The sequence below is a fragment of the Novosphingobium sp. THN1 genome (assembly GCF_003454795.1).
Taxonomy (GTDB): Bacteria; Pseudomonadota; Alphaproteobacteria; order Sphingomonadales; family Sphingomonadaceae; genus Novosphingobium.
Genome location: NZ_CP028347.1, coordinates 3,364,344 through 3,389,754, shown reverse-complemented (window position 1 = coordinate 3,389,754; position 25,411 = coordinate 3,364,344). Strand labels below are relative to the sequence as shown.

Sequence of the window (25,411 nt, the reverse complement as noted above, 5' to 3'; positions counted from 1 at the left end):
GGCATGGGCTACCCCGTGATCGCCGCCAATGCAGTGCTAGGCTGGTTTGCAACGCGTCAGGCGTTGGTAAGCTTGTCAGGGAGCAGGCCAAGCCGGTCCCGAAGCAGCCAGCGCCCAAGTACCAGCAGGGCGACGACAGAGATCCCAGTACCCAGCCCGACCCAAATGCCCAATCCCTGCCAGCCGCGTGCAAATGCCAGCCACGCTCCAACCCCGATCCCGACCACGGAGTAGCCGGTCACGGCGAAGATCATTGGCCACCGTGTATCATGCAGGCCACGCAACATCCCTGTGCAGACGACTTGAATACCATCGACGACCTGGATCAACGCGGCGATCGCGAGGAAGGATACTGCAAGCTCAGCAACTTCCGCATCAACCTGGGTCTCGGCGCTTATGAACAACGACACAAGCAGGTCTCCTTGAGTTGCTATGAGCACTGCCACGCAGACCATAAACGCAATCGTCAGGCAGAACGCTGTCCACCCAGCCCTGCCGATCAACTCGGGATCCCGACTCCCGAACCCCATACCAACGCGAACCGTTGCCGCCTGTGCCACGCCCATTGGCACCATAAAGGCAATAGTGCCGATCTGAAGCGCGATTGCATGCGCGGCCAGAGCATTTGGACCGAACCAGCCCATCATCACCACCGCGACGATGAATATCGCGTCTTCCAGTGCCATCGCCACCCCGATCGAAACACCAAACTTCCAGAGCGTGCGAAATCGCTCCCAATCGCTCCTCCACCATCGGCCGAATAGCGAATAGCGCCGAAACCGCCGGTGCATCCTGAGGATAGCCATCATGGCCAGCAGCATGAACAGATTGGCCAGCACACTGCCAATTCCAGCTCCGACCAGCCCCAGCGGCGGCAGCCCAAAACCACCGAACATCAAGACATAGTTGCAGCCAGCATTGACGAATACACCTGCAATCCCGACGACTAACGACCAGCCGGGCCGCTCCAACACGGAGAGAAAATTCCTGATCAATAGCACCCATAGGTAGGGTAGTATCGACCACATACAGGCTCGGACATAACTGCCCGCAAGTGCTGCCAGATCGTCATCCTGGCCGAGCATTCGAAGAAGAGGAGCCGTTTGCCAAAGCACGAGCCATACAAGGCTCGAGATCGCCACGGACACCCAGAGGCCTTGCCTGAAGGTGCGACGAAGATCCTTGACGCTATGAGCTTGCCGGCCGCGCTCGCTGGCCATCATCGGCGCTGTTGCGGTGATGAGGCCCATGCAGAATATGGCCGCAGTCATGATCAGACCGGAGCCAAGCGAAGCAGCGGCGAGCTCATTGGTCCCCAGCCAGCCAATCATCACGACATCAGTCGCTCCAATCAGCGTCAACGACAGATTTGTCAGGATCAGCGGCAAAGCAAGCCGTTGGGTCGCGCGAAATTCTGCGCGCCACGGGGAGGCAAATGTCACATCGATCATCCGCTGCTTCGAAGGGACCTTTGCTCCAAACGACGGCGGACTACATGGTGTCGGTGTTTGGTGATCGGAAACATCGCGGCAAGCAGCGCCGCTGCGATCAGGAACAGGGCAGGGAGGTAACCGTTCGCTGCCTTGAGCCCAAAGATCGCCTTGTCTGATTGGGAATCGGCCGATGGATCAAAGCCAAACAGTCCAGCAACAAGGAACGCGAACGCGGGCGCCGCTGCATAGGCAATCTTGCGCAGGACCATCCAGGCAGAAGAATAAAGTCCAGCCCTGTTTCCATTGGATTTCCAAGTGTCATAGTCAACAATGTCGCCGAAGATGGCGTAGAGCGCGACATCACGCGCGACGCCTAGGGTATAGAACAAGGCCATGTAGCCAATGAAGAAGGTCAAAGCGTTCGGTCCGGGTTCGAGCACAGCGATCATGGCCCCGGCAATGGCGCCCCCCGCCAGCCCCACGAGCAGGACCCTTGTTTTTGAAGTCCGTTTCAGCAGATGCTGCCATATCTTCAGGGACAATGTAGAAACCACGATCGCTGTCAGGAAAATGGCCGTGAAGGATGCGCCAACGCCGAGGTAAGTATCGAAAAACAGGAAAAAGAGTGCAGTCATGCAGCCCACCGCAAAGTCGGAGAGGAATGCGACTGCCAAAAACAACTGGAAGGGACGGTTCGCACGAATGGCTGCAATCGTCTCGCGAAAGCTGGACTGTTCGGCTTGAGGCACGGCCCGGCCGTTCGGTAACCAGAAAATAGCGTAAAGAATCCCAAGCGGATAAGCGATCGCGATCAACCAGAACATGGCATGAAGCGCGGCAAAGTTCATTTCTGTTGAAGGCAGAAATGGGAGCAGGGGCACGAGGCTCAGCAAAATGAGGCCAGTGTTTTGCCCAAGACCTCGCCAGACTGCCAGTCGCGATCGCTCTTCGTACTTGTCAGCTAATTCGGCAGACCAGGCCGTGTACGGGATCTCGAACATCGTCCAGGCGAGGTAAAAGAAAAAGTAGCAAATCGTGAACGACCAGATCGTTGGTTCATTACCCGGAACATAAAGACCGTAGGCTGCCGGAATGGCGAGGAAGATGCTGGCAAACAGCCATGGCTTACGCCGCCCCCAGGTGCCTCTTGTCTTGTCCGAAAGTATGCCGACAGCGAGGTCGGTAGCACCATCTGTAAGACGCAAAAACAGCATGGCGATGGAAATTGACGCCAAGGCGAAACCAAACTCCTTGGCGTAGAGCCCGGGGAGGATGGCGAGCGCCGGTGCCCGCAGCATTTCGTAAGGCGCTGCGACAGCGCCATAGCCGACAAAGAGCTTGGTTGGCAGCGCACTCGCTTGCTGTCCGTCAGGCTGCGGCGAACCATCGTTCGCCTGGCTGGTGTCCACTTGGCCCGAACCGCCCATTTACCTCTCCCGGATGTGCTCAGCCGAATTTTGTGCGGGTGCGTGCATTGAATATGCCCCTTTGCTTCGGTCTCAAGCTGCTCTACTCGTGTCGACAATGAGTCGGCAACATTTATTTGGGAACGAGGTTGAACGCATGGAGGGGGTAACACCAACAGACTGTTGCAGGCCTTGTCATCGGCACTCGGGCCTTGCGGCCTCCTGTCAAGTGACGCGCTGGGAACCAGAGCTACCAGTCTTTGGAATTCGGAGCCAATGTCTGCATTGGCAATGGCGCGGCCGAAGACGACATCTGAAGTCAGTACCGTCTTGCGTCTGTGTCATGAGGCTTCGCAAGAAGTGGTCGTAGTCGGCGGTGGTACCGGACCGGTTGCAGGCGCCGAGCCGACGGCGAACCGGATTGCCATCTCCCTTGAACGCATGAACCAGATCGAGAGCGTTGATCCGGTAAACGCCAGTTGCGTTGTGCAGGCCGGTGCTTGTCTGCAGACCGTTCAGGAGGCGGTGGCAGGCTACCATCTGCTGTTTCCACTTGATTTAGGCGCTCGCGGATCTTGCACCATCGGTGGCAACATTTCGACCAACGCCGGCGGGATCAATGTCTTGCGCTATGGATCCATGCGGAGCTTGGTTCTGGGGCTCGAAGCGGTCCTACCGGATGGCACCGTAATCTCGTCGATGAACAAGCTGCTCAAGAACAATGCCGGTTTCGACCTCAAACAGCTGTTCATCGGCTCGGAAGGCACATTGGGAATTGTAACGCGAGCTGTGTTGCGGCTGTTTCCTCAGCAGCCAGACCGACGAACCGCAATGGTCGCGCTACGCGGCTTCGATGAAGTGGCTCAGCTCCTGCAATTGGCGAAACTGAAGTTTGGCACAATGCTCTCGGCATACGAGGTGATGTGGCAATCTTATCTGGAAGAACAATTGCGTTTCAACGGGCGTCGCAGCCCCTTTGAAGAACGGCATGCCTTCTACGTGATCATCGAGACCGAAGGGGCGGACTCGCAAATAAATGAAGCCCTTCTGACCGAAACGCTCGAAACCGCTCTCGGCGATGATCTCATCGCCGATGCAGTCATTGCCAAGTCAGAGCAGGAACGACGAAGCCTGTGGGACCTCCGCGAGAATCTTGAGCCATTCCTCAGCGACAAACCGTCCTTTGGCTATGATGTTGGTGTTCCTATCGGCGACATGCCGGACTACGTGAAGCTCGTAGAAAGCAATCTGAAACGCCGGTGGCCTGACAGCATCTGTTATACGATGGGTCACATTGCTGACGGCAATCTTCATTTCTTTGTCAAGCCCGGTCGTAAAGATGCTCGCAGGGAAGACTGCGATGAAGACGTTTATGGAGCCCTGGAATCTTTTGGAGGTACGATTTCTGCGGAACACGGGATTGGCTTCGAGAAGCGGGCCTGGCTCCTTCGCACACGTTCATCTCAAGAAGTTGGCATGATGCGCTCACTTAAGAATGCTTTGGACCCTAAGGGAATTCTGAATCCCGGCTGCGTCTTTGAGTGATCGCCCGCTTCCTGGATGGAGTGCAATGTGGCTTGGGCCTACTTGCTGTTAGCTGGTCTTCTGGAAATCGTCTGGGCGACTGCCATGAAATTGTCGGATGGCTTCAGTCGTCCAGGTGCCAGTGCTGTGACACTCGTTGCATCGATGGGGAGTTTTGTCTTGCTCGCCCTCGCGATGAGGTCCCTGCCCTTGGGTACAGCCTACACTGTCTGGACCGGGATCGGCGCAATCGGGGCTTTTGTCGCAGGTATCTTCTTCCTTGGTGAGAGTGCGACTGCCATCCGGCTCGTTGCCGCAATCTTGATACTGACCGGCATCGTTTTGATGAAATCAACGAGCGCAGGCTAGTTTCCAGGCTGTCTATTGCAGGACCAAGGATACCACGAAACCTGGCCAGAACGTAAAGACCTAGGAGGGGATATTGCAACCGTCATCATCAGGTTCTTCCGGGTCGGAGAAATCGGCGTGGTTCGGCGTAGCCGTGCTCATGTTCATTTCCGTAGTTGCGATCCTCGACAGGCAGATTCTGAACCTGCTTGTAGATCCGATAAGAGCCGAACTCGCTCTCACCGATATCCAGATTGGAGTCCTGCAAGGGCCAGCTTTCATGGTGTTCTATACGCTGTTCGGCTTCCCATTGGGCTGGATGGTGGATCGAATGCATCGTCTCCGGCTGCTTGCTGCTGGCATTGCCCTCTGGACCGCAGGAACGATCGCCTGCGGTCTTGCAGACAGTTATGAAGCCTTGATTGTCGCGCGGGCTATAGTGGGGATGGGCGAGGCTGTGGCGAGCCCGGCTTCAATTTCACTGATCGCCGACTATTTTCGTCCCGAGAGGCGGCAGTGGCAACCAGCGTTTACGGAACCGCCGCCATGTTCGGAACGGGCCTGGCTCTGGTTGGCGGGGGGCTGCTGTTATCCCTCTCCGAAATCATAGGACCGCTCCAGATCGCCAGCCTGCCACCCATAGAGGGCTGGCGGTTTGCTTTTGTTGCATGTGGCCTGCCCGGCATTCTTGGCGTTTTGCTGGCTCTGTCCGCGCGTGAGCCGCCGCGCCGCCTCGAAACCTATGCCCTTGATGGCAAGGCAGGGTTGGCAAATTTCCTTTTCTCAGCCCGCAAGTGGATCCTGTCTCACTTTTCGGCAGTTTGCCTCGTGGCAATCATGTCATTTGCCTTCATGAACTGGCTGCCCTCCTACCTGATCAGGGGATATGGCTGGCAGCCTGCCAATGTGGGACTCCTTACAGGCATCCAGTTTTTGCTCCTGGGTCCGCTGGGCATCCTCGCCGGAGGCTTCATCGTGCGCCGGATGCAGCAGAAGGGAGTTTCGGATGCGGCAGCTCGCGTCCTGCGACTTGGAGCAATCCTGATCGCCTTGTCGCTTGCCAGCATGGCGGCCCCCTGGTCCAGCGATACTGTTCTACTGCCCTTGAGCCTCGCCGTGCTCTTCGTTTCGATGCTTCCAACGATATCACTGCTCGCGATCCAGCAGGCGACACCAGGTGAGTTGCGAGGCCGGATGGCGGCCATCTATTTCATTACGACGAACCTTGTCGGTTACTCACTCGGACCAATCATCACGGCTGCGTTGAATGAACGATTGTTCACCCAAAGTAGTCAGCTAGGCTATTCGCTCGGGCTGGTCGGAATAGTTCTCGGACCCTTGGCTGCCCTGCTGTTTTCGGTGTCCCTCATACACTTCAGGAAAATCGTTGCGCCAGACCGCGACTAAGGTCTGCATCGATGGTCTACTTCCGAATGAAGTAAGCACATGCCATGTTCGGTTTGATGTTTCTGCAAGACCAAACACGGTCCTTGGCTCGCATTGAGCAGCATTTACGAAAAGGATCTTTGATGATGCGCTTTTTATTTGGCCCGATAGCTGCCGCAATCGCTTTCGTTGGACCTGCTTCTGCCGAATTCTTGCGTCATCCTGATGCTCCAGCCCGCGAAAGTCAGATTGGAGAAGGTGCACAGATTGTCTCGATTGCTCTAAATGATGGGACTACTCTTACAGCCGACCTCTACTTGCCTGACGGCGCAGGGCCGCATCCCGTCATCCTCGAGGTAACGCCTTACGGACGGCGCAGCACCTTCAGTTCATCGGTCGAACACGGTTTTTGGACAGGGCATGGTTACGCGTTTATCGTGGTTGATGCTCGCGGCACCGGGGCCAGCGAAGGAACGCACACTTTTATGGCAGACGCCCGGCGCGACGGGCCTCAGATTGTGGGATGGGCTGCGGCCCAGCGCTGGTCGAGCGGAAAAGTCGGTATGCGCGGCAGCTCCTACAGCGGCACCTACCCACTCCAGACGGCAATTGGTAGGCCGCAGGGGCTTGCCTGTATTAGCCCCAATGCAAACTTCCAGAGCGGATTTGACGGCCCCCTTTCCTTGGCGGTGCCTTCATGCAAGGCTGGGCCTTGGGCTGGACGCCGCACGTAACTCCTATCCTTGCGGGCAAAGCTGCTCCAGTGGATTATGACAAACTACTCTCGCATCGCCCCCTCCTGACGGCGGACCTTGCGGCCCATGGCGTTGAAATCCCGGTCTACCGCCAGTTTCTCGAACACCAGACTTCGGACAACATGTGGGCCGAAGTTCATCTCAGTCTCGAGGATTATCGCCGGATCAATGTACCGGCGCTAACTTTCACTGGCTGGTACGACACAACATTGCCAGGTAGCATTGCTAATTATCGAGCGATGCGCGGACTTGCGGCATCTGCAGATGACCAGTGGATCATCGTCGGCCCTTGGGACCATTCCGGAGCGTCAGAAGGCGGCTATTCCCGTGACACCGGGCAGCCAATCGACAGGATCGGCGCACTTGCTGTCGAATCCAGGGGCCACAAGCCAGGCCAGCGGATGGCCCGGGAATTCTTCGACTGGTGCCTAAAGGGAACCGCCCGCCGTCCCGCATGGCCGTCCGTTCAGATGTTCGTTCCGGGCCAGAACCGTTGGATCGAGGCGGAGCGCCTTCCCAGTCCTCTTGTGAAGTCCAGAAAATTGTTTCTTGGCGGATCGGGGCGAGCCAATGCAATCTCCAGTAAGGGGCTCCTTGAAGCCGGTCCAGGTCAAAGCGCGCTCGACGAGTACACGCACGATCCCGCAAATCCCGTTCGCAGTGACCTTCCGGCGAATGGCCGCAGGGTCCAGGCCGGGGTTTACTCGGGCCGGTTGACATCTCTCACCAACTGGCGCGCCCAGACGTCCTTACTTATGCCACACCGCCTCTCACGACTCCCCTCACTCTTCTGGGAAATGCCAGGCTCTCGATCTATGTTCAGGCTGACGTGCCGGACTTTGACATAGTCGCCTTGCTTGAAGATGTAGCACCCAATGGTACTGCCATTCGTCTTGATTCCGGATGGGCCGGCGTTCTGCGCGCCCGCTATCGTGGCGGTTCTGGTCGTCTTGCGCTCTTGAAGCCAGGCCAAACCGTGAAGCTCGAAGTTAATCTGGGCGAGAAGGGGCATACACTGCGAGTCGGCCATCGCTTGCGTTTCTCCGTCTTCAGTAGCGCCTACCCGTTTATCAGCGTCAATCCAGGCACCGGCAACGATATCGCCACCGACAACGCATCACCCCGTTCGGCTCGAATAACGATCCTGCGGGGTTCTTCGTATCCGTCGGCGCTGAGCTTGGAGGTTCTTGAACCAAGGGCGCAACCATCCAAATGAGCACCTAGTGGGACAGGCTAGGGGTTGGGCGAGCTGCTATCCTTGTTCGCCCAACCCCGCTGGCACTAGCGATAATCCGCAATCTCTTCGAAAGGCTTTTTGACTTTGGCATGGACGGGAACCGTCGCGCCGTCGGCCGGATATCCACACACCAGCAGAAGATAGGGTTTTTCGGAAGCTGGACGACCGCACATATCATTCAAGAAGGTCATTGGCTTGGGAGTATGGGTCAGCGTCGCTACACCGGAATGGTGCAAGGCTGAGATCAAAAAGCCCATGGCAATCCCGACCGACTCCGGAACGTAGTAGTTCTGGCGCTCGATGCCCTTGCGAATGCCCCCCTTACGTTGCCCGAAGATGGCAATGATCCAGGGTGCCGTTTCAAGGTACGGCTTCTGGTCGTCTGTGCCCAAAGGAGTGAGTGCGTCGAGCCACTCCTCGCCTGCCTTGCCGCTGTAGAAAGCGCGCTCTTCCGCTTCTGCACGCTCACGCAGTTCTTTTTTGAGTTCTGCTGATCCGATGATGGAGAAGTACCAGGGCTGGTGATTTGCCCCGCTGGGAGCGGTGCCAGCAGCTTTTACGGCGTACTCGATCACTTCACGTGGCACCGGCCGGTCGGAAAACTCGCGCACGGTGTGGCGTTTCCGCATTTCCTCGTAAAACGCTTCCGCGCGCTCGATCATCTCCGGATGAGGATAATCCATCCGGTCGGGAAGAGGTATCGCATCATGCTCTTTCATGGCCCATCACTCCTAGCTCGACCGCGGCAGTGGCAAATTCTGCCGACTCTGTGTCGACACGATAGAATGAAATGTGCTCGACGGCAATTGTGAAGTTCGGGATTTCAGGAGGATGCCTTGTTCACAGAGCAACACTAAACAGCATCAAAACTGCTCGCATCAATTCTCCAGAAACCGAGAGGTCGCTTCCACAAAGTGAGCAAGATTTGCCTGACTCAAGCCCGCAATGTTGATGCGACCGTCCGGCGCCATGTAGATCGCGCTCTCCTCCCGAAGCAGTCGTACCGCATCTGTTGAGATGGGCAGAAGCGAGAAAAGTCCGCGCTGATTGGCAACTGCGGACAGTCGCGGCAGTGAATTCGCAACAGCCTGCCGGAGCCCGTTTATCCTTTCCCGCATCGTATCTAGTTCCTCCTGCCAAACGGACCGTAGTTCCGGACTGGAAAGGATGATCCGGCATGCCGCCGCACCATGGTCCGGCGGCATGGACCACATTGCGCGCGCGGTGCCGAATAGCTGCGAGCGCACCGCATCAGCCTGAGCGAGCGTCGCCGCCTTCACAAATAGGGATCCAACACGGTCCCTGTACATCCCGAAGTTTTTGTCACAGCTGTAGGCGACAATGGCTTCAGGCAAGTTCTCGACAAACATCCTTGCGGGTGCTGCATCGGCCTCAAGACCATCCCCAAGTCCATGATAGGCAAAATCGATGAGGGGAAGCAGGCCCTGGCGCTGACACAGCGCGAGTAATTCCGTCCATTCTGTACTACTGAAAGTCGCACCGGTCGGATTGTGGCAGCATCCGTGCAACAGGAGGACATCCCCTGGCTTGGCGGATGCGAGATCAGACATCATGCCATCGAAATCGATCCGCAAGGTCGCCGGATCGTAGAAACGATGGTGGCGGCTCTCAAGGCCAGTCGAGGCTATTAAAGGAAAATGGTTCATCCAAGTCGGGCTGCCCACCCAAACCGCTGAGTCCTTCGAGGCCTCTGCGAGCAATTCGAATGCAAGGCGAAGTGCGCCATTGCCCCCGGGGTTTGCAAGCCGACTAGGCTTGGCGAAGTCGCTAGATCATCGCCCAGCGCGAGACGTGCCGTAAGATCGACAAAGCCGGAATCACCAACCGGGCCAAGGTAGGACTTGCTCTCCTGCTGCTCGACCAGGATACGTTCGGCCGCCTTGATGGCACCCAATACCGGCGTAAGACCTTGATCATCTCGGAAGATCCCCACACCAAGGTCGATCTTGTGTGGCCGTTGGTCCTCCTGGAACAGGCGGATAAGGCCGAGCAAGGAATCGGGCGCTTGTTGGGCTAGTGATCCAAACTGACTTTGATGCATAATGCTTCTCCACGTTCGCCTGGTTCTTTGCGCCAGACAGCACGATCTTGGTCGGCCATGACCTGGTTTCGGTGGTCATGCTCTCTTAGGGATTGATGGCGGACTTCAGCCCGACCCGGCCTGCCGCTCCGGGGCCGCAGCTGCAAAAGCCGCCACAGACCTTGCATTCTTCGTTACCTTTCTAATGGCGGGAAAGGCCTCCAATGAGACTTCGAAGCGTTCGGCGGAGTAAACTTGCGGGACGAGGCAGCAATCCACCAAGCCTACTGTGTCACCGAACGCGAACTGGCCGCCATGCTCCTCGATTAAAGCCTCGAGCGCCACGAAGCCGTCTCTGATCCAGTGCGCGATCCAGTCGTTGACCGCCGCCTCATCGGCACCGAAATCGTTGCGCAAAGCATTGAGGGCCCGAAGGTTGTTCAGAGGATGGATGTCGCAGCAGACGACCTGCGCCATGCCTCGCACGATGGCCCGACTTTCCGCATCTGAAGGTAAGAGCGGAACCTCCGGGTATCTCTCCTCGAGCCATTCGATAATAGCCAGTGACTGGGTGAGGCAGGCATCGTTCACCTCTAGCGCAGGAATCAGGCCCTGCGGGTTTATCGCCAGAAAGGAAGGGTCGCGCTGCGCGCCAGTGCGCAGGTCATGGCTAAGCGCCTCGTACGCTACGCCTTTGAGGTTCAGGGCGATGCGTACACGATAGGCCGCACCCGAGCGCCAGTAGTCGTGCAATCGCATCATGTTCGGGACTCTTCCACCACTCCGCTACACAAGCCGAAGCCGATCGAGCGGAAGCCGTCACGCACCGCGCGGGCAGACAGGATCAGCTCATCGCCATCTTCGAGGAAGCTGCGTTCTTCGCCATCCGGTAAGGTCACAGGCGCCTTGCCCCCTTGGGACAGCTCCATGAGGCTACCCAGGCCCGACGGATCCGGAGTCGAAATCGTGCCCGTACCCAGCAGATCGCCGGGCATCAGGTTGCAGCCATTGGCGGTGTGGTGTGTCACCATCTGCGCAACAGTCCAGTACATCGATGTGGCAGGACCGGTCCCCAGCCGGTGCGGTGGTATCCCCGCCTCACGCATTTTCCGTGTCGCGATCCAGGTCTCGAGCGTCAGCGCAAATGCGCCCTCGGCCTGATCAGCAGGATCGAACAGATAGGGCAGAGGCGCTGGATCACCTTCTGGCCGGGCAGGTTGCGCTATGCGAAACGGTGCCAGGGCCTCTGCGGTGACTACCCAGGGCGAAACGCTGGTGAGGAAGTTCTTGGCCAGGAACGGGCCGAGCGGTTGATACTCCCAAGCTTGCAGGTCGCGCGCTGACCAGTCGTTGAGCAAGCAAAGGCCACCAACGCGGGAACCGGCCTGGCTGATCGGGACTGGCTCGCCCAGCGCATTTTCTCCCGCGATCCAGATTCCAAGTTCCAGCTCGTAGTCCAAACGGAAGCTCGGGCCGTAACCGGGCAGGTCAGAGTCGGGCGGCTTACGTTGCCCTTTCGGACGAATGACCGGGGTCCCGAGAGGCGAATTGAAGATGCCCTGCCATGATAGCCGATCGGTACGTACTTGTAGTTTGGTAGCAAAGGATTGTCGGGCCGGAACTGCCTGCCGACATTGGTGGCATGATGAATGCCAACGTAGAAGTCGGTATAGTCGCCGACCGTGAAGGGCAGATGCATTGTACAGTGCTGCGACGGATAAATGTGCGGCAGCAAAGCCATTCGGCTCGTTAGATTCGTCAGGCTCGCAAATACCGCATGGCGAAGTCCTTTTCTCTCCGCGTAGGATAGCGCGAACAGCGCATTTAGCGTGCCCGTTTCCAGTGCTGGGCAAACGCTGCCAGGAAGAAGCCCGTCTCGTGAAAGCCCGGACAGATCGAGAAGCGAGTCCCCAATAGCAGTCCCGACACGTCGCTGCCCATCACCGAGACAGAAGATGCCAAGGGGGAGGTTCTGCACCGGGAAGTCGGGGTGCTTGTCCGCTCCATCTATCCAGCTGCTCGCCTCGCGATCATGCGTATGATCGATATGGCTCATTCAGCGGGCTCCGTGTGCAGCCAAGCCGCATGGCGCGGTGCCCGCTTCGTCCGACTCCATTCTTCCAGCATGACCGGAGCGAGCTCACGCAGCTCTGCATATTGCTCTGGTGTGCCTATATTACAGGCCAATTCGAGCCGGTGGCCGTTGGGTCAAAGAAGTAGATCGACTTGAAGATCCCGTGGTAGGTCGGCCCCAGCACCTCGATCCCCTGGGCTTCGACATGAGCCTTGGCTGCCAGCAGCGCGACCTCGTCCGCAACCTCGAAGGCGAGGTGCTGAACCCAGGCAGGCGTATTGCGGTCGCGGTCCAATTCCGGCTGGTTGGGCAACTCGAAGAACGCCAGTACGTTGCCACCTCCCGCGTCGAGGAAGATATGCATGTACGGATCGTCTTCACCGGTCGAGGGCACTTTGTCCTCCGCAAAAGCGGTGGTGTATTCCATGCCTAGGACGCGGCTGTACCACTCGACGGTTTCCTGCGCATCCTTGCAACGATAGGCGACATGGTGGATGCGCTTCAGGCTGGGTGCCGAGGTCGTCATCATTCGGCTCCTTCCACCTGAAGCGCACCGCGGCGCAGCTGATCGCGCTCCATGCTCTCGAACAGGGCAGTGAAGTTACCCTCACCAAAGCCCTCATCCTTTTTGCGCTGGATGAACTCGAAGAACACCGGTCCGATCATCGTTTCAGAAAAGATCTGCAGCAGCAGCCGTAGATCGCCCTTTTCGGTCGAACCATCGAGCAGGATGCCGCGCTTCTGCAGTTCTTCCACCGGCTCGCCGTGGCCGGGCAGACGTTCGTCCAACATTTCGTAATAGGTGGCGGGCGGGGCGGTCATGAACGGCGTGCCGCACCCCTTGAGTGCATCCCACGACGCGATCAGATCATCGCTGGCGAAGGCGATATGCTGGATGCCTTCGCCATTGTACTGGCGCAGATACTCCTCGATCTGACCGCCACCCGCCTGCCCCTCTTCGTTCAGCGGAATGCGGATCTTGCCATCGGGCGCGGTCATCGCCCGGCTGGTCAGGCCGGTATATTCGCCCTTGATGTCGAAATAGCGGATTTCGCGGAAGCCGAAGACGCGCTCGTAGAAATCCCCCAGTGGGCCATACGCCCGCCGTAAACGTTGTGGGTAAGGTGATCGATGGTGTGGAAGCCAGCGCCGACCGGATGACGGTCTGCGCCGGGTTCATAAACGAAGTCGATATCGTAGATCGTGAGATTGCTGCCGCTTTCATGGCTTTCGTAGCGGTCCACAAGATAGATGATCGAGCCGCCGATCCCGCGGATCGCCGGCAGCTTCAACTCCATCGGCCCTGCGTGGACGGCAACCGGCTCCGCGCCGCGTTCAATTGCCGCGGCATAGGCCTTGGCAGCATCGCGCACGCGCCAACCCATCCCGCAGCAGGACGGGCCGTGTTCGGCCGCGAAGTAGGCAGCTGGACTCTTTGGCTCATAGTTGGCGATGAGATTAATCCCTCCCTGACGCCACAACTCGACATCCTTCGAACGGTGCCGGGCGATGCGGGTGAAGCCCATCGACTCGAACACGGGTTCGAGCATGCCCTTCTGCGGGGCCGAGAACTCGATAAACTCGAACCCGTCGAGTCCAAGCGGATTTTCGAAGAGGTCTTGGCGGTGTGTCGGTTCAGTCACGAATTGAGCCTTTTTTGGTGATGCTGCGGTTGCCGGGAAGGCGTGACCATCGACTACCAAGAACAGCATGCGTGTTGTGCGCGTAGTTCAGTCGTGACAGATCTGATTGCGCACGTTAATCGCGAAAATATGCATCATCATGAAAGTTTGACGCATGGACAGGATTGATCGGAAAATTCTGAAGCATCTCCAGAGCGATTCATCTCTGTCACACGCAGAACTGGGGGAGCGTGTACACCTCTCGCCCTCGCAGGTGTCTCGACGAATTCTGCGCATGCAAAATGAGGGCATAGTTGCCGGTCAGGTCGCTCTGCTTGATGAGCAGAAGCTGGGCTTGCAAGTGGAAGCCTATGTCGCCGTATCGCTCAGTTCCTACGCGCCCGATATCGTCAGGACGTTCCATGAACGCATAACCAAGCTTGACGAGGTCCTCTCTTGCGCTTCGACAACGGGAGATTTGGATTACCTGCTCCGGATTGTGGTCCCGGATTTGCGGGCATACTCCAAGCTGATGAACACCGAACTGCTCGGCCATGGCGATGTTGCGAGCGTCAGGACAAGTGTAGTCCTCGACCGGATTAAACACACGACAGCCCTGCCGATATCAGAGAAGGAAAGAAACTGACGAGCGATTGATTCAAGCGATTTGCAAGACTGCAGAGCGATCACTGCAGTGTCGATGCCATAGGTGCTGATTTGCGTGTTAGCCGGATGTGAGCCTATTCGGTTAGGACTCTGCGCAGGAACATAGTTTCGACTGCTCGGCGCAGAGCTTCGTTTGGTTTGACCTGCCCCCGCAAAATCCGGCATTCATTGTGCGTCGCGTCAGCTTGCCACTGGTGACATTTGAAACTCGAATCAGAGGCCCATTTTCTGTTTTTGTTCTCCGAGTGCAAATGGCGGAAATCTGCGATAGCTGAGACGCTCGAGTCCCCAAAAAGGCATCGAACCAATACGTTATGTGGCGATTTCGGGCTTTTTGCGGGCCTTTGGCAAAACCCGAACTAGCTAAAGCACTGATAAAAAAGACATAAAAGTGCCGAGATCGAGTCCTCTACTGGGACCTTCTGAAGGGCTGACGGCTACCACTCTTTGACGTCATCGGCGGCCTCCGCACTAGCGCCCTGCGCTCCCTTGGTGACAGCGTCCAGACGTCTCCTGGACCCGCCGATCTTTTGGCGACCGGCAGCCTGAGCTCTTTGAGCCTCATCATGGATATTACCAGCGTCGACCTGCGGCACTGTGCCGGAGCCCGCTCCGCCAATCTGCGCGCGCCCGCGTACTGATCCGGAGCCAGAGATAGCCGAACGGGATACAGGCTGCCCGGCGGCCAGGACGAGGCGATCTTCGATCCCCTCGCGAAGCTGCTCGGCGTAGCTTTCGATGAATTTGGCCTGCAACGCCTGGCCTTCCGCGCTGAGCTGGAAAGTGACATCGTCAAACCGCGCATTGCTATAGAAATCGCGGTTGCTTTCGATCTCGGTGAGACCCCATTCTCGGTAGGTTTGGGACAAATTGAGGCTGCCTGCAGCGCTGTTCCCTTCGAAGAAGGACGCCTGGCTCTCGAGACGATTGGCGAGCTCCTCAGCTCGGCGTGCCTCCCGGCTGTAGCTCTGCGCTTCGGTCAGCGATGCGCTCATGCCACTCGCGGTGCTCGAAATTGACGAGCTGCTCGAGGTGCTGACCGAGCGAACGAAGCCGTCGCGAGTACTCGACCAATTCCTGCTGTCGGACATCTGAGACAAACTACCGAAGATCCGTGAGCGGTCCTCCGACGCGATGCCAATGTCGCTGTCCGTCCACGCTTGGTTTCGCCCACCCTTGGCGCCGATGTTTGCGGATGCGACTCCGTTTGTCACGCCAGCGCTCGCGCCAGCTTCCCCGTTCAAAAACCACGCTACAGTGATGTCGTCCGCTGCCCTGCGCGACAGTCCGAATTGCCGCTGCAGACTGGTCGATGCCTGGTCGACCTCGCTGAATGCCGTCTGGATGCTGTCGGAATTCGAGGTGCCGGTTGCGCTCTCGAATGATGCGCCGCGGCTGAACTGGTCCCGGAGCTCGCGGAACTTCGTGACAGCGCTGGCGGTCGATTCCGTGGCGACATTGGCATAGGTCTCGCTGTTGGCGCGGGCCTGCGATGCCATCGTCGAAAGGCGCGCCGTGAACTCCTGGCCCAGCGTCGGCGTGAAGGGATAGCTGGAGGTCGGGATCTGATCGTAGCTGCCGTCCGGAAAGCTCGTGGTCATTGCTCCGGTGTCGCTGAAAGTTCGCGTCTGCGGCGCCCCATAGGTGAAGCTCGGCGCGATCGTGCCTTGTGCGAACTGGCGGGTTAGGACGCTCGAGTTTTCGAAGCTGGTGTTGCCGAGCGAGACGTTGCCGGTACTTGCCTCCCGGGCCGCTTCCTCGGCCGCGTTCTGGCTCGGGTTGAGGTAGCTCGTCGCGTGGTGAGAAATCGCCATGGCGCCTTTGGCCACACCGCCTGCCAGGAACGGCACCGATGCAATAAGATAGCCTGCCAGCAGACCGATATCGCTGTTGACGTCGGCCAGCCCGGTAAAGCTTGCAAGGCTGAGGCCGTTGCTGCCCGTGACCGCGCTCATGTCGGCCGCGCCCTTGTACATCAGCATCATGTGGAGGATCACGAACAGCGGCCCCCAGGCCGCGAGATAGAAGAAGCCTGTCACATAGCCCTTGAGTGCGACAGGTCCCGTCTTTGGGAGCAGGAAAAGCGGGAATAGCACCGGAAACAGCGCATAGAACAGCACGGTCAGCACGACGTTCAGGAGTGGGACCCAGTTCATCGCGTTGCTCGCAATCGAGCCATAGGTCCGCTCGGTCTGAATGTCGGCGCGGGTCTGGGCGTAGACGTCGACATTGCCGGCGCCGCTGGTGCCGGACATCGAGTGCATGGCCTGGCTCATCGCATTGATGGTCAGCGTCTGCTTGAAGATTTCGGTCGCGTTGGCCGAGACGCCGGTCAGGTACTGATAGGCCACCGGCAGGTCGGCAAAGAGCTTCGCCTTGGCGAGCGCGGCCGTCTGGTTGGGGTAAAGTTGACGGCCGAACACCGATCCCATCGCATCGACCAGTCCGGCCCACTGCGCATTGAGCGTGTCGTAGGCCTCGCGGCAGGTCACGATGTTCGAGCTCACCTGGCCTGAAGTGGCATCCCGGGTCAGGAACCGCTGCGCGCGCGCCTGACTGCCCGGCGCGATCGTCGCCCAGATGTCGCCGGTTTCTGCCAGCTCCTTCATCGAGTAGCGGCCGAGCAGAACGTCGTAGAACACGCATTGCCGGAAGTGCTCGTCGAGATTGGCAGCAAACTCCGGATCGGAAATCCGCAAGGACCGGGTCGCATCGTAGAGCCGCGCGCCGTAGATCATCCCGTTTTTCGAATAGTTGAGATCACCGGGCAGGCCGAACACCACTTCAGCCGAGCCCGTCAGGTAGTCGCCGACCTGGCTGGTAAAGCTCGCCATCAAGGCAAGACCCAGCGGCACGTTGCTGACATTGGCCGGGGCAAGGCTCGGGTTGAGCCGGTCGGTCACATGGACATCGAGCCGCGGCACCATGAGGCAGGAGTAAATGAGCGTTGCGCCGAGGAACCAGTTGATCCAGGCGCGCCAGTCCTGATTGAACGCCAGGGTGAGGGCAGACAAGCCGAGCCCCATCACCATCACCACCTGGAGCAGGCTCTTGTAGCCGCCGTTGCCGGTCCAGGCGGCGACTGCCTGGAAGACGTTGACCAGATAGTCCCCGCCGCCGACCGTGAAAATCTCGACCATGTCTGTTGTCCCGCCTGGATGTGGTTGGTCCGGTCAGTTGGTGAGGGCGCGGCTCTGGACGCCGCGCGACCAGTCCAGCGATGCGGCCATTCCGGGCGACATCGAGGCGGCCAGCACGTTCTCGATGAACGCCGTCTTCTCGATGATCTGCAGCACCGCATTGACCTTGAGATGCGTGTTGGCCTGCCGGTCAGCGAGCGCCTGACGCACGACATTGACCTGATTCTGCCACATGGCGATCTTGGCTTCGTCGGCCCCGATGAAGCTCGACATCGAGCGGCCCGCCTCGCTCACGATCCGGTCGAGCACAGCAAACAGCAGGTCGACACTGGCGATCTCGGCCAGGGTCTCCCGGTCGTCGGTCGGCATGCCCCGGCCATAGGCCGCCTGGACGGTCAGGATCTTGTAGAGCGGGATGGACGCGACCTGCAGCAGTTCCTTCTGCTCTTCGCTGATCGCGGTGTCGTCGCGGATGGCCTGAACCATGCCGCCGATAAGCGCCGCCACCCGCGGCCGCAGCGCTTTCGATGCCGGCAGGCTCAGCGACTTGAAGCCCGGGTTGAGGCACTTTTCCGGCTCGTCGCAGTCGAAGATGAGGACGTTGCCATTCGAGGTGCCATCCAGCAGCGAAGTCACGAGGGTGGACGATGCCTCACCAACGATCGGCACGAACTTGCCCGGCTCGTCGTCCTTGGGGGGCACGTAGATGATTGTGCCCAGCAGCGTCATTGCATATTCGGCGAGCTCCTCGTCGAAGCGGCCGCCAGGCGAGAAGAACGCCGACTTCTTGAGGATCGTCCAGGTGTAGTTTCGCGGCACACCGGGATTGACGTCGTCATATTTGCCCGAGCCTTGCGCGGTCGTGCTCGATCGCTGCCCCCTGGTGCCGCACCCATGCTTGGCCGCGGCATAGTCGGTGAAGATCCCTTCGGAGTTGCCGATCGCTTCGCAGATCGCCTTGTCGGCAAGGTCGCCCTTCGGCCAAATTCCGCCCACCAGACCCTGGGCCATCTCGCAGGAGTTGATGTTGAGGTTGTTCATGAGCTGAGCCTTCTGGCTGAACTCCTGCATGATCTTCGAGCATTCCGGGCAGACCGTGTCGATCGCCAGGCTGAAGGCGAAGCCGACGGCATTGTTCGCGACTGCCTTCAGCATCGCGACGATCTCGCTGGCGTTGATGAAGCTGAAGGACCCGGCGAAGATGTCGATGCCGCCGCAACCGGCGCGGGCGCGCGGCAGCTGCAGATTGGCGATATTGGTGGTCTTCTGCGGGAACCGTGTCCAGACATTGCCGAGGCTGTAATAGCCGGCAGACTGCCCCTGGAACGCGGTCGGCCCGTTGACGTTGGCAGCGCCCCCGACGTCGTTCAGAAACGAGTCCATCGAACTGCCGACATCGGCCGATGCGCCAGACAGCGGGAGGGTGAGGGGGATGGCGGCTGCAAGGAGCGCAGCGACGGCTCTTTTCATCCTAGTAGTCACGTCCAGCTTCCTTCGATGTGAGGAGGTAAATCCGGTCCTGCAGTTCGTCGGCGCTCATGACGCCGTAGCCGATCGGTATGGGGCGGCCGGTCTGCGCGTCCCAGAGCACGACCGCTGGCGTGATCTTGGGCTCGAGCCCCATGCGGCTGCGCTGGTTGGTCTCGACCGTGTAGTTCGGGAAATGCCGCGACGGGCCGCCATCGGTCGAAATCGCGCGCACGGCGATATGCCAGGTCGAGGCAACGCTCTGCACGATTGGCGACATGACTTCGCAGGCGCCGCAGCTCTGGGCGAAGAAGTAGAACAGCCCGTAGCGCTCGGAAAGCTGGGCCATCGCGGCGTTCCGTTCCGCGCTTCGCGAATCCTGCCACTGGCGCTTGCCAAGTGTCGAGACCGGGCGCTGCAGCGTGTAGTCGAGCTCGGGATCCTGCCAGATCGCCCGCTGCCAGACGTCGCTGAAGAGCGATGCCCGGTCGAGCTGCGCGCGCTGGAACCGGATATATGCCGTCACATTTGCTGGCGTCGGCTCGAGGATCGCCTTGGCCTTCAGTTCGCGCAACGTCGCCGTGATCGCGTCAAGTTGGCTGGTCGCGCTGGCCGCAGGCGCGGGCGAGGGCGAATTCTGGTCCTGCGGCTTGGGCCGCTCGCAGTAAAACCAGTATCCGAGCCGCCGTTCCTCGCAGTAGAAGCTATCCTGGCGCTCGGCAGACTGCGCATGGCGCGGCGCATCGGCACGGGTTGCGCCACTCTGGGCGAGCGCCGGGGATGACAGGGAAACGGCGTTGGCAATCGCACAGGCGGCAAGCAGCCGCCACGCGGCCTTACTGGCGGGCGCGGGCATAGTAGTCCTCGATCTTCTGTTGGATATCCTGGGTGGCCTGCAGCTCGTCAGGCAGGCGGGCGGCGTCGGTAAACTCGGCGTAGACCTCGCTGAAATCCATTTTCGAGAGGTCGAGCCGGGCGAACTCGTCGATGGTGAAGCCCTGGCATTGCTCGGTCTTCGGCTTACCCCAGGGCTTTTTCAGCTGCTGGCGGCCTTGCTCCTGCAGGATCCGCGAGAGCTTGGATTCAAAGCAGCAATAGACCTTGCGCTTGGTCAGGCACACGCCAAGGAATGAGGACGAGCAATAAGTGCCGACGTAGGCGCACAGACCCTGCGCATCCTTCTGATGCAGCAGCATCTCCTCGCGGCTGCAGCCCAGCGCCACGAGCAGCTGGATGCCCGGGATAAGCGGGAAGCCCTTGCCCTTGCAGCAGTTGAGCACGCCGAAGACCTTGGACGAGCAGCTTTCCCGGGTCCCCTTGAACAGAGTGAGGTTGTCCGGATCGAATTCGCGGCGCGCCTGGTTCATCGCGTTCAAGGCGACGGCCGCGTCCTTGAACTCGTCGTTGGCCTCGCGCTGGATGGTCTCGCACGAGCCATCAATGCAATAGACGTCGCCGTCGCAGATGAACTGGTTGGTGTTCGCAGACTGGTCTGGAACGGGGCAATCATAGACCCGCTCCCAGGTGCGGCAGGGCTCGCCCGCGAGGCAGTCTTCGCGCACCAGCTTGCAGCCCGGAGTGGCTTCAAGTGTCTGGCAGTCCTGGGCCTCAGTGAACTGCGCGCAGCTGTAATTGCGGCTCCACGCCCAGCACGGCTGCGTCACGGCGATGCCATCGACGATGCGGGTCACCGGATCGCTGTCCGTGCACGTCTCGGTGTCTTGCTGGCACGAGGTATCAGCCGCCAGACCAGCACACTGGCTTTCATTGCGCGTGGTCGTGACGACGTTCTCGCCTGTCACCGTATAGGGCGTCGCGCCATCGACCGGCGACGTGCAACTGACGAGAACAACCCTCAGATCGCCCGAGGTACAGCCCCAGTAGATCCCGAAATAAGGATCGCAAAGGTTGATCGGATAGGACTGCGTGACAGTGCATTGCGGCGCGGGGTAGCGGTTGCAATTGTAGACCGAAGCCGGGTCAACCCCGCTGCCACCAACACAATAGTAGCCGTAGACCTGCCGCTGTTCGACACGCGCGGTCAACGTCACGGGGCAGGTCCGCGTTTCCTGTGTCGCCGTATAGCCGACATTGCAGGTCGCCATGTAGCGCGCCGCGGTTCCGCTGGCCGGCGGCAAGGGCACGCAGCGTCCCTGCGAGCCGCCGATGGCCATTCCGCTCGTATAGGCGAGCGGGTCATCGCTGATCACATTGCTGCGCGCGATCGTTGCATCGAGATCCTGCGGCGCAAACCGGGCGCGCCGGTCCATCGAATCCCGCATGGCCTTGTAGCCGGTGTTGGTCGTCGCCTGGCTCGCCGCTTCGCGGCTCATCCGGTCAGGATCGTCGAAGTAACCCGACTGGCTCGGCGTGCCGCCGAAATTGGGGATGCGGCTTGCATCCGGGTTCGTCGTTGCCGCGCTTTGCGCCGCGGCTGTCTTGTCCCGCCCGAAAGCCTTGCCGTCGGCCTTGGCCGCATCGGTTGTGGTTTGGGCGTGGAGCGGGCCGACGAGGGTGAGCAGAAGCGCGCCCACGCCAGCGAGAGAGAGGACCGATCGTTTCATGGAACCTGCCTTTCAAGACGGGCGAGGTGCTGGGCGGCGAGCAAAGCGCCGGGGCCGCCGCCGCGCGCGAAGGTCTCGAGCGCGTATGCTGCGCTGACATTGCCGCTCATCCGGTCGTGCGGCGGAACCTTTGTCTGGCAGTCGAATCCGTCGCACAGATCGAAGTCGCTGCTGGAAACGACGTAGGTGGGCACCACCTCGATCCCGAAGGCGCGGAACAGCCGCGGGTCGATGCCGACGCCGTCCAGCTGCTCGCCGGGCTTGGCAACTTTGGCCAATGCCGCCGTGAGAGCGTTGGCGCTGTTGCCGGGCAGCCCGCGCAAGGCAACAACACCGCCAGCCTTGGTCACGTCTTCGATCATCGCACGCAGCGCTGCAGGCGGCATCGATAGCGAAGCAAAGGCGATGAATCTCGGCGCCTCGCCCATGCCTTCGCTGGTCATGGCGCCGGCATCGGCCACCATCCGGTCAAAATCGAATGTGCTGGCCTCACCAGTCTTCGCGTTCGATGCAGCCTCGCGGGTGTAGCGGCGGGCGTGCGTCTCGGCCTCGTCGGAGCTGGTCCTCGCTTCCCGCGCCAGGGCTTCGGCTCTGGCGCGGGCATTGGCGGACAGCGCGTCGGCATCGCTGGCCCCTGCACTGGCCCGAGCCCGGATAGCGGCCAGATCGAGGTCCGGTTCGGCCGTCTGCGCCGAGGCGCCAGCCAAAGCAGCAAGGCTGGAAAGCGATGCGACGACAAGAAGATGAGGAAGTTTGTTCATAGCGCACAGCAATTCCGCTTGCGCCAGACCAGGTAGCCCATGTCCTCGCCAATGGCGGGATAGACTTGGGTCCCCGACATGAAGGTGGTGGATGCACCGAGGGCTGCGCAGGCGTAGCGGCCCTTGGTCTGCGGATTGGGATTGGTGGCCTGGAAGCGGTACTGCTGCTTTCGCATCACCGGCATCAGGTACTTGCCGCAAAGCCCTTTGCTGCCCATCGTCCCCCAAGCGACGAGTTCGCGGTGGAGCTTGTAGGAGAAGCGGGCGAGCGCGAGCCGCGATGCCTGCACATGGCCGATCGTTGCCGAGACATTGCCGTTGAGCGGATACATCGTGCCCTGGCAGCCCGCGCACCAGAACAGCTCATCGGTCGGCAGCTTGGCCGTTGCCGCCACGCAGTCCGCTGCACAGGCGGCAAGCGCCAAGGGATTGGCGAAGAGGACCGCCTCGGGATTGATGATCGCGGTGAGCTCGCTGTCCTGCCACAGCGGGTCAATCTCGGTGATGTAGAGGATGTCGATCGAGCCGGACTCGAGGCACAGGAAATCGGCGACGATCTCCATCCAGTAGATCAGCGGATAGGCATACCAGTGGACATGCCACTGCGAGTTGTACTGGGTGTTGCCGCCAACCGCCGATGGCCCCGCCATCGACTTGAAGCCGATGTCGAATCCCGGATCGAGCTTCATCCCGCCGAGATTGACGAAGCACCATGGCTTCATGCTGACGTCGGCAAGCCGGACCGGCTCCCAGAACCCCATGGCGATGCCGGGCCGCAAACCGCAGAGGCAAACAGGGAGAGCCGGGTTGCTCGGATCGGGACGGCTCGACGGCCAGATCTTCAGGCCACCGATCGAGATCGGAAACAGGCACGACCAGCAGATGTCCGTGATCGGATTGACGAACTTGCCAGTGCAGCGCCCGGGGCCTGCCGCAGCCTGGGCAGGAGCACTGGACACGACGCTCAGGCTGGTGAGCAGAAGTGCTCCGCAAAGCCATGACAGAAGGCGTTTTTTCTTGCTCATGACGGCGCACGCTCCTTGAGAGGCACGGGCTGCTCGGTGATGATGAGCGCGCGGCCCTGCTGCTCGACGGTTGCGGGCACGGCGCGAATGCCAAAGTGTTTCACCAGCGTGCCGCCCTGATCGAAGTAGAAGCGCCGCTGACGGGCCTTCATGAGTTCGAGCGGCGCACCGGCTACGAGGATGAGCTTCGCCTTGGTGCTGGCAAAGCGGCGGGTGGCCCAGGCGAGCTGCGCCGGGTCGTCCCCGTCGAGAAAGACGAGAGGTGCGCGCAGCGGCACGGTATCCAGAGGATTGACCCGCGTGCCTGCGGCAATGATGACCCGGCCCTTGTCGTCGGCAATATCGCGCGGGGCGGTGATCGTCGGATCGAAGCGCCAGCTGCGCAGCGCCGCTGCGAGGGTAACGCCCGCGACCGGCTCTGGCCGGTTGACCCGGGCGATTGTCCGCCGCTTCAGCTCTTCGTTGAGACGGGCCGTTTCGCCGGTCTTCTCAAGCTGGGCAAGCCTGGCATGGATCTGCTGAAGCAGGTCCGGTTCGATGACCGGCCATACCGCGCCGTGCTGGCCGTAATCGCGAGCCATTGCCTGTGGTGCGATGGCCAGCGCCAGCGCAGTGGTGCAAACCGGCAGAGTGAGGAGCCTCACAGGATTGGCCTCCCGACCCCGAGTATGCGCGGCCCACAGATCCAACCGATCGCGGCATAGCGGCTGTCGAAACCATCCCTGTGTTCGCTGGTGACGAAGTAGCAGCCTTTCGGCACGCGCCCCGTAGGTCCAAGCGCCAGCGGTTCGCCGAGGCGGCTCTCAAGCTTGGCCTTGGCCACGGCCTCACCGTTGACGAAGTAGATGCGGTTTTGCTCGGTGATGATGTCGCCCGGAACACCGCTCACACGCTTGCCGAACGGCTTGGGCTTCGCCCCGAAATGCTTGACCAACAAAGGCGAGGTGGGTGGGGCGAACAGGATGATGTCCCCGCGATGCACGGGTGCCCCCCGCGTGACCCAGATGGCCCAGTAGGGCAGGCTGGGGCTCACATTGATCATAAGCGCATGGCCCTGCGCGAAGGCGGCAAGCGAGGAGAGCGCCAGTGCCCCGGCGCCGAGCCCGCCCCAAAGCACGAGGCGTTGTACGAAATTGGGCGCCGACGCTGAGCGGATCGAGAGATCAGCGGGCTGCATCGGGAAGGGCTCCCATGCGGCGCACGACGTCGGCACGCACAGACCCGGTCAGGTCCGGTGTGCTCCCGGCGACCACTGCTTCGGCAACCAGAACTGTCCGGCCTTCGCGTCCGAGCTTCTGTACCGAGGCTTCCACGGCCTTGAGGTAGGCCTGGACGCGCAGTCTGGTTTCTTCAGGCGGCCGACCGGCACGCGCTTCGGCTTCGATGAAGTCGCCCATGATCCGGCTCAGCTGGACCGTGACGACCTCGCGTTTTTCCAGGGTGAGCAGCTTGTCCGTCGCCCAGACACCCCACAGCACCTGACCGATCATGCCGGCGCCGACCACGACAGCGGTGAGATTGATCGATGCAAGCCGCCAGCGCAGGCCCGACGTTGCCAGAATGTTCTTCACAGCTTTTCTCCCGAGAGTTCGCGGTCGAGGTCGCGGATGAAGCGCGGCATGCGCCACACGACGACGAGCGTCGCGAGACCGATCAGAACGAACTTGCACTGGCCGAGGAAGGTCACGCGCCGTGCGAGGTCGGCCGCCAGGAAGCGGTCACCGAGATTGGCAACATGGGCGAAGAAGGCATCGGGATTGCCGCCCGACAACAGCAGGAAGAACAGCAGCGGCAGGCCCAGCGCCATCAGGTAGGATGAGCCGAGAAACAGGCAGCCGCGAAGCAGGATGTAGCAGCCATCGGCCATGCGCGAGCGCAAGGTCTGGACTGGCTGGCTGACGGGCTGTTCGTCTTCGGACGGGTCGGTCCGGTCGAAGGGGGTGACGAGGTGGCGAGGCATGG

At 60.3% G+C, this 25,411-nt stretch carries 20 protein-coding genes and 5 pseudogenes; 7 read left to right on the top strand and 18 right to left on the bottom strand.

Features of this window, described 5'->3' with window-relative positions; genetic code table 11:
* Nucleotides 1–56: 56 nt before the first annotated feature.
* Both C7W88_RS16545 and C7W88_RS16540 read right to left on the bottom strand, forming a co-directional pair.
* On the bottom strand, nucleotides 57–1,451 hold the full coding sequence (locus C7W88_RS16545; RefSeq protein ID WP_118074380.1) for an MATE family efflux transporter: 1,395 nt from the start codon (nucleotides 1,449–1,451) through the stop codon (nucleotides 57–59).
* On the bottom strand, nucleotides 1,448–2,860 hold the full coding sequence (locus C7W88_RS16540) for an MFS transporter (RefSeq protein WP_118074379.1): 1,413 nt from the start codon (nucleotides 2,858–2,860) through the stop codon (nucleotides 1,448–1,450). The genes C7W88_RS16545 and C7W88_RS16540 overlap by 4 nt, the downstream gene beginning before the upstream one ends.
* Nucleotides 2,861–3,115: 255 nt before the next feature.
* Here C7W88_RS16540 and C7W88_RS16535 point away from each other — a divergent pair, with 255 nt between their 5' ends.
* From C7W88_RS16535 to C7W88_RS24410, 6 genes and pseudogenes are all read left to right on the top strand, one after another.
* Complete coding sequence (locus C7W88_RS16535; RefSeq protein WP_205525216.1) at nucleotides 3,116–4,384, top strand: FAD-binding oxidoreductase; 1,269 nt, start codon at nucleotides 3,116–3,118, stop codon at nucleotides 4,382–4,384.
* Between the two features lie 27 nt (nucleotides 4,385–4,411).
* Nucleotides 4,412–4,732 (top strand): multidrug efflux SMR transporter, encoded by a 321-nt coding sequence (locus C7W88_RS16530; RefSeq protein ID WP_118074834.1) that lies wholly within the window; start codon nucleotides 4,412–4,414, stop codon nucleotides 4,730–4,732.
* A 139-nt stretch (nucleotides 4,733–4,871) separates the two neighbouring features.
* Nucleotides 4,872–6,118 (top strand): annotated as a pseudogene (locus C7W88_RS16520) (MFS transporter).
* 44 nt (nucleotides 6,119–6,162) lie between these two features.
* Nucleotides 6,163–6,831 carry a CocE/NonD family hydrolase gene (locus C7W88_RS24420; RefSeq protein WP_118074375.1) on the top strand — a complete coding sequence of 223 codons (669 nt, stop codon included), beginning with the start codon at nucleotides 6,163–6,165 and terminating at the stop codon, nucleotides 6,829–6,831.
* Nucleotides 6,832–6,860: 29 nt separating this feature from the next.
* Complete coding sequence (locus C7W88_RS24415) at nucleotides 6,861–7,700, top strand: CocE/NonD family hydrolase (protein ID WP_162896117.1); 840 nt, start codon at nucleotides 6,861–6,863, stop codon at nucleotides 7,698–7,700.
* Nucleotides 7,583–8,068, top strand: a complete 486-nt coding sequence (locus C7W88_RS24410) for a CocE/NonD family hydrolase (RefSeq protein WP_255418808.1) — start codon at nucleotides 7,583–7,585, stop codon at nucleotides 8,066–8,068. The genes C7W88_RS24415 and C7W88_RS24410 overlap by 118 nt, the downstream gene beginning before the upstream one ends.
* Nucleotides 8,069–8,133: 65 nt before the next feature.
* On the opposite strand, the gene C7W88_RS16500 is transcribed toward C7W88_RS24410, so the two are convergent.
* From C7W88_RS16500 to hppD, 6 genes and pseudogenes are all read right to left on the bottom strand, one after another.
* Entirely contained in the window at nucleotides 8,134–8,808 is a 675-nt protein-coding gene (locus C7W88_RS16500) for a nitroreductase family protein (RefSeq protein ID WP_118074372.1), read from the bottom strand.
* Nucleotides 8,809–8,967: 159 nt separating this feature from the next.
* A pseudogene (locus C7W88_RS16495) lies at nucleotides 8,968–9,846 on the bottom strand (aminotransferase class I/II-fold pyridoxal phosphate-dependent enzyme); the annotation flags it as partial.
* A gap of 410 nt (nucleotides 9,847–10,256) precedes the next feature.
* Nucleotides 10,257–10,889 (bottom strand): maleylacetoacetate isomerase, encoded by a 633-nt coding sequence (gene maiA, locus C7W88_RS16490; RefSeq protein WP_118074833.1) that lies wholly within the window; start codon nucleotides 10,887–10,889, stop codon nucleotides 10,257–10,259.
* Nucleotides 10,889–12,186 (bottom strand): annotated as a pseudogene (fahA, locus tag C7W88_RS16485) (fumarylacetoacetase). Before fahA ends, maiA begins: the two are co-directional and overlap by 1 nt.
* Nucleotides 12,183–12,730: pseudogene (locus C7W88_RS16480) on the bottom strand (VOC family protein). The pseudogenes fahA and C7W88_RS16480 overlap by 4 nt, the downstream one beginning before the upstream one ends.
* A pseudogene (gene hppD / locus C7W88_RS16475) lies at nucleotides 12,730–13,847 on the bottom strand (4-hydroxyphenylpyruvate dioxygenase). The pseudogenes C7W88_RS16480 and hppD overlap by 1 nt, the downstream one beginning before the upstream one ends.
* A gap of 154 nt (nucleotides 13,848–14,001) precedes the next feature.
* On the opposite strand from hppD, the gene C7W88_RS16470 reads away from it, so the two are divergent.
* Nucleotides 14,002–14,472, top strand: a complete 471-nt coding sequence (locus C7W88_RS16470; protein WP_118074371.1) for an Lrp/AsnC family transcriptional regulator — start codon at nucleotides 14,002–14,004, stop codon at nucleotides 14,470–14,472.
* Between the two features lie 457 nt (nucleotides 14,473–14,929).
* Here C7W88_RS16470 and C7W88_RS16465 read toward each other — a convergent pair whose 3' ends face one another.
* The 10 genes from C7W88_RS16465 to C7W88_RS16420 are packed head-to-tail and all read right to left on the bottom strand — an operon-like array spanning nucleotide 14,930 to nucleotide 25,409.
* On the bottom strand, nucleotides 14,930–17,632 hold the full coding sequence (locus C7W88_RS16465; protein ID WP_118074370.1) for a conjugal transfer protein TraG N-terminal domain-containing protein: 2,703 nt from the start codon (nucleotides 17,630–17,632) through the stop codon (nucleotides 14,930–14,932).
* Between the two features lie 33 nt (nucleotides 17,633–17,665).
* The gene (locus C7W88_RS16460) at nucleotides 17,666–19,102 is read right to left on the bottom strand and encodes a conjugal transfer protein TraH (protein ID WP_118074369.1); all 1,437 of its coding nucleotides are present in this window, start codon (nucleotides 19,100–19,102) and stop codon (nucleotides 17,666–17,668) included.
* Nucleotide 19,103: 1 nt separating this feature from the next.
* The gene (locus C7W88_RS16455; RefSeq protein ID WP_118074368.1) at nucleotides 19,104–19,955 is read right to left on the bottom strand and encodes a conjugal transfer protein TraF; all 852 of its coding nucleotides are present in this window, start codon (nucleotides 19,953–19,955) and stop codon (nucleotides 19,104–19,106) included.
* Entirely contained in the window at nucleotides 19,936–21,663 is a 1,728-nt protein-coding gene (locus tag C7W88_RS16450; RefSeq protein WP_118074367.1) for a conjugal transfer protein TraN, read from the bottom strand. Before C7W88_RS16450 ends, C7W88_RS16455 begins: the two co-directional genes overlap by 20 nt.
* Nucleotides 21,660–22,424: a type-F conjugative transfer system pilin assembly protein TrbC gene (trbC, locus tag C7W88_RS16445; protein WP_118074366.1), complete on the bottom strand. Its 765-nt coding sequence runs from the start codon at nucleotides 22,422–22,424 to the stop codon at nucleotides 21,660–21,662. Before trbC ends, C7W88_RS16450 begins: the two co-directional genes overlap by 4 nt.
* Nucleotides 22,421–23,449, bottom strand: a complete 1,029-nt coding sequence (gene traU / locus C7W88_RS16440) for a conjugal transfer pilus assembly protein TraU (protein WP_118074365.1) — start codon at nucleotides 23,447–23,449, stop codon at nucleotides 22,421–22,423. Before traU ends, trbC begins: the two co-directional genes overlap by 4 nt.
* Entirely contained in the window at nucleotides 23,446–24,093 is a 648-nt protein-coding gene (gene traW, locus C7W88_RS16435; protein ID WP_118074364.1) for a type-F conjugative transfer system protein TraW, read from the bottom strand. The genes traU and traW overlap by 4 nt, the downstream gene beginning before the upstream one ends.
* Nucleotides 24,090–24,626 carry a S26 family signal peptidase gene (locus C7W88_RS16430; protein ID WP_118074363.1) on the bottom strand — a complete coding sequence of 179 codons (537 nt, stop codon included), beginning with the start codon at nucleotides 24,624–24,626 and terminating at the stop codon, nucleotides 24,090–24,092. The genes traW and C7W88_RS16430 overlap by 4 nt, the downstream gene beginning before the upstream one ends.
* Nucleotides 24,613–25,020, bottom strand: a complete 408-nt coding sequence (locus C7W88_RS16425; protein ID WP_118074362.1) for a type-F conjugative transfer system protein TrbI — start codon at nucleotides 25,018–25,020, stop codon at nucleotides 24,613–24,615. Before C7W88_RS16425 ends, C7W88_RS16430 begins: the two co-directional genes overlap by 14 nt.
* On the bottom strand, nucleotides 25,017–25,409 hold the full coding sequence (locus tag C7W88_RS16420; protein WP_118074361.1) for a hypothetical protein: 393 nt from the start codon (nucleotides 25,407–25,409) through the stop codon (nucleotides 25,017–25,019). Before C7W88_RS16420 ends, C7W88_RS16425 begins: the two co-directional genes overlap by 4 nt.
* Nucleotides 25,410–25,411 lie beyond the last annotated feature (2 nt).